Here is a 3,042-nt window from a genome sequence, read left to right as displayed (position 1 = left end):
AATTTTGTCCAAAAACATTTTGAGCGTTACAATATTCAAACTCTTAATGATTTTTATTATGAAATTGCTAAAAAACAATTAAATCCTAAGTCATTAATTAATAAATTGCTTGTTTTAACCAAAGAAACTTTAAGTCAAAATATTTTGCAAAAACAAATGGCAAAATCGCATAACAAACTCAAACATCAAAGTGAGACAGGCGTTATTATTGAAGGTCTTAGAAATCCTAAATTAAAATTGGCAAGTTGTTGCACCCCTGTTTATAACGACGAAATCCTAGGATTTGTCACTAAAGGAAGAGGTATTATTGTGCATCGCAAGGAATGTAATAATTTAGCTCAATGTGATGAAAAAAGATTAATTACTGCTTCATGGCAACAAGACCCTACTATTGCTAAATATCCTGCTTGGATTAGTATTATTGCTTCTACCAAAGATACTTTAGTGCAACAAATTATTAATAAAATTAACAGTTTTAATGTAAGTATTTTAGAATTTAATGTTATTAATAAACAAAAATTAGAAACTATTATTAAGATTAGGATTTTAATAGCTAATACTAAAGAATTAAATAATCTAATTACTAATTTATATAAAATTTCGCAAATTTATCAAATTCAAAGAATCAATAATTAAATAATTTATTATTTATAATGCAGACAATTATTTATTCCCCATTTATTTTTATTTTATTTTACTCCATATATTAATGATGCCTTATTAAAATTATTTTGTTTATTGTGTGTTTGTGTGTATTTTTTAAATCATTTTCATGTATTTTTTAAAGCTTTATTAGCACAAAAAATTAAAAAATATAAAATCTCCAACAACAAAAACCCAAAAAGCTTTATCAAAACTTTTATCCCAAAATAACAAAAAAATAACAAAAAAATAATCATCACAAAATTAAAACCCAACCCAATCCCAAAAGCAAAGGAGCCCAAAGATGTTTTCTAAAATTAAAGGTACTTATGATTTGATGTCAGATAAAATGGTTTGTTGGCAAAAAGTAGAAAATCACATTCGCACTTTGTTTGCCAAGTATCATTTGCAAGAAATAAGAACCCCTATAATTGAATATCGTGGTGTTTTTGATAGAGCAGCTCAACATTCAGAAATGGTTTCCAAAGAAACTTATACTTTTGCAGATAAAAAAGAACGTTTTATTACTTTGCGTCCCGAAGGAACTGCTGGTGTTATTCGTAGTTATGTGGAAAATAAATTAGATAAAACCTCACAATTACACAAGTTTTTTTATTATGGACCTTGTTTTCGCTATGAAAGACCTCAAAAAGGACGCTATCGTCAATTTCATCAAGTAGGAGTAGAAATTTTAGGACAATCAAACCCTTTTTTAGATGTAGAAGTAATTGCTCTTGCCTATGAAACCATCAAATCATTAGGGATTTGTGATATTACTGTGAAGATTAATTCTTTGGGATGTAAAACTACATACAATAATTATTTACAAGTTTTTAAAAACTATTTACAAGCACACTATCAACAATTATGTCCTTTATGTCAAGAAAGATTTGAAAAAAATATTTTGCGTATTTGGGATTGTAAAAATTGTAACAACGAACCTTTTTTAAAGCAAGCACCACGCATTTTTGACCATCTTGTTGAGGACGCCAAAGTTCGTTTTTTACAAGTTTTAGAAGGGCTTAAACAAATGAATGTTAATTTTGAATTGTGTCATGATTTAGTACGTGGACTTGATTATTATACTCATAGCGTTTTTGAAATTGTTTATAATAACGAACAAGGACATCAAGCAGTTTTAGGTGGGGGTGGTTGTTATGATAATTTAGTTACTTTATTTGGAGGAAACCCTTCGCCTGGTATTGGTTTTGCCTTAGGCATGGAACGTTTAATGTCGATTTTAGCCACTCATTCCTTTTGCAATAAAAATATCTTACCTTCTTTGGATGCCTTTATATTAGTTAGTGTGCCGCAATTTTTTTATCAAGGACTTGCACTTGCAACAACTCTCCGCCATCAAGGTTTTTCCGCCGATCTTAATTATCAGTTTTTATCTTTTTCCAAAAGTCTGAAACAAGCCTTAAAACAACAACCCCTTTATCTTTTAATTCTGGGACCAAAAGAATTTGACAACAATCAAATTACAATCAAAAATACTGACACCCAACAGCAAACCACCATATTGCAAAAAGATGTTGTTTCTTATTTTCAAAACAACAAGGAGTTAAATTAATTCATGAAAACTAAATATAGCCATTATAACAATCAATTACAACTTGCCCATCAAGGAAAAACAGTTTTTCTAAAAGGTTTTATTTTTCGTAAACGCAACTTAGGAAAAACTCTTTTTTTTGACTTACGTGATGTTTCTGGTATCGTTCAATTATTAGTTAAAGAAAACAATCCACAATACGACAAAATAGCTTTAATTAAATTAGAAACAGTCGTGCAAATTAAAGGTCAAGTAATTGAAAGAATCAATAAAAATCCTGATTTGCCAACTGGTGATATTGAAATTTTAGTATCTCATATTGAAATTTTAAGTGAGGCTCAAACCTTACCTTTAAATGTGTTTCAAAGTCAAGAAAGTTTAGAAGAAACCAGACTTAAATATCGTTATTTGGATTTAAGAAATCCTGAAGTTAAACATTTTTTGATTCAAAGACACCACATTACCCAAAGTATTCGTCAAACTCTTTTGAAAAATGATTTTTTAGAACTAGAAACTCCAATTTTATCTAAATCAACTCCTGAAGGAGCAAGAGATTATTTAGTTCCTTCCAGAATTTATCCAGGTAATTTTTATGCCCTTCCTCAATCTCCCCAACTTTTTAAACAATTATACATGATTGCAGGATTTGAAAGGTATTTTCAAGTAGCACGTTGTTTCCGCGATGAGGACCTCAGATCTGATAGACAACCTGAATTTAGTCAAATCGATATTGAAACATCTTTTTTAAATCAAGATGAAATTATGTCCTTAACAGAAGAAATTATAGTAGATTTATTTGCCAATATTTGGAAAAAACCACTTTCTCAACCCTTTTTAAGATTAACTTA

At 29.0% G+C, this 3,042-nt stretch carries 3 protein-coding genes; all 3 read left to right on the top strand.

Going from position 1 to position 3,042, the window contains the following annotated elements; genetic code table 11:
- On the top strand, nt 1-636 hold a 636-nt coding region (locus tag OYV_RS03260), incomplete at its 5' end, for an ACT domain-containing protein (RefSeq protein ID WP_042068256.1).
- A 310-nt stretch (nt 637-946) separates the two neighbouring features.
- Nucleotides 947-2,215: a histidine--tRNA ligase gene (gene hisS / locus OYV_RS03255; protein WP_011160502.1), complete on the top strand. Its 1,269-nt coding sequence runs from the start codon at nt 947-949 to the stop codon at nt 2,213-2,215.
- 3 nt (nt 2,216-2,218) lie between these two features.
- Nucleotides 2,219-3,042 (top strand): amino acid--tRNA ligase-related protein (locus tag OYV_RS03250; protein WP_042068255.1); only part of this gene is annotated, 824 nt, incomplete at its 3' end.

It is taken from the genome of 'Chrysanthemum coronarium' phytoplasma (assembly GCF_000744065.1).
Taxonomy (GTDB): domain Bacteria; phylum Bacillota_I; class Bacilli_A; order Acholeplasmatales; family Acholeplasmataceae; genus Phytoplasma; species Phytoplasma asteris.
Note: the sequence above shows the minus strand (reverse complement) of the source record. Positions and strands in the feature narration are given on the sequence as shown.

Coding starts and splice junctions, on each gene's coding strand:
- hisS (WP_011160502.1), top strand. CDS start 947: ATGTTTTCTAAAATTAAAGGTACTTATGATTTGATGTCAGATAAAATG.